Genomic DNA, 1,317 nt, shown 5'->3' with positions numbered 1-1,317 from the left:
TAAAGGAATTGAAGAGAATCCTGCAAAATACCCACCGTAACCTGCGGTACTGTATCCTCCGTTTACTCCGGCTGTTACAGCTTTTGTTGAGGTTACCGTCACATTTCCTGTAGGGTTATCAATAGCACAGGTTACCCAGTTTGTATTTCCTGTTAACGGATAAGGTCCCTGAGCGGCAGTTGGAGTGGTTGCGGGTCCGCCATCAATACTGTACGTAACTGCGGCTCCTGTCTCTGTTAAAATATTTAATTTTAAAGTGATGCCTGAAATACCAGGCATTTCGTTGATCTTTCCGATCTCATCAATTTTTCTCGGAAGGAAACAGTTTAGCGGCGGAATATAATTGTATCCTCCTGTATTATTTGCTGTACCTACCCCTACCAATTGATAAAGATATACATTTTTAGAAGTGGAAACCAGCATATTGAAATGTCCGCTTGTTCCCTGCTGAACATAATTAGTTTCATTGATTCGATACCATTCTCCAGCATTGATTGTCGCTAACGGAGTGGTTCCGCCATTTACAAATATCTGTGTGTTGTCTTCTGTCGCAATTACAATTCCGCCCTCCATATTTTCTGCCGGAGCAGTAGACCTTGTTTTTACCATGGCAAAAGTATTCCCTAGTCTTTCCACAGGAACAGACTGGTCCATAATTAAATCTGAACCGCCAGAAGTTCCTGCACCGAAATTTCCGTTTGCACTACCATTGGTTAAACTAATGGGTTTATCCGAAACAACTTTTGCCCCGATGAATCCGGTAAGGTTTGCCGAGGTACCATTGTTTCCTGCTAATATATAAGACTGTCCTTTATTTAAAGTAAAAGTTTGAGAATTTCCAGTAAAAGTTGAAGGAGCCCCTATGAACTGAATTCCTGAAGTTGTCCATGTAACAGTAACCTGAGTATTGTCTTCCGTTGCTAAAATACCTGCCGTGAAATTATTAGAAGTGCCTGTTCCTGCGCTGGTATTAGGCGCATTGGCTGCGAAGAACAGTTTCCCGATTCCGGCCTTCCCTTTTGAAGTAATAATTTCACCATGAGCGGTCTGAGCAGATCTTAGAGTACAGTAAAATGGCTTATCACCTTTCAGATAAAGCCCTTTATTGATTACAGTAAAAGCATCTGTTGTAGCTGTAGCTGTTATATTTACAAGAGGAACCGAATACGTTTGAGGATTTCCTTTGCTGATAGTCACAGTAGTAAGCAGTGCATTGTTGCTGTAGATTTTCACATCAAACGGGGTGGTAGAGTCAGTAGAAAGATATACGGCATTGGTATATCCTGTTGTGGATGCATAATAAGGCGCAATCCAGTG

General features: G+C 41.6%; 1 protein-coding gene. It reads right to left on the bottom strand.

The genetic code is table 11. The features are described 5' to 3' along the window. The coding region (locus tag WFK35_RS22775) for an IgGFc-binding protein (protein WP_336734919.1) at nt 1–1,317 on the bottom strand (1,317 nt) is incomplete at both ends.

This window comes from Chryseobacterium sp. VD8 (genome assembly GCF_037149975.1).
GTDB lineage: Bacteria > Bacteroidota > Bacteroidia > Flavobacteriales > Weeksellaceae > Chryseobacterium > Chryseobacterium indicum.
Note: the sequence above shows the minus strand (reverse complement) of the source record. Positions and strands in the feature narration are given on the sequence as shown.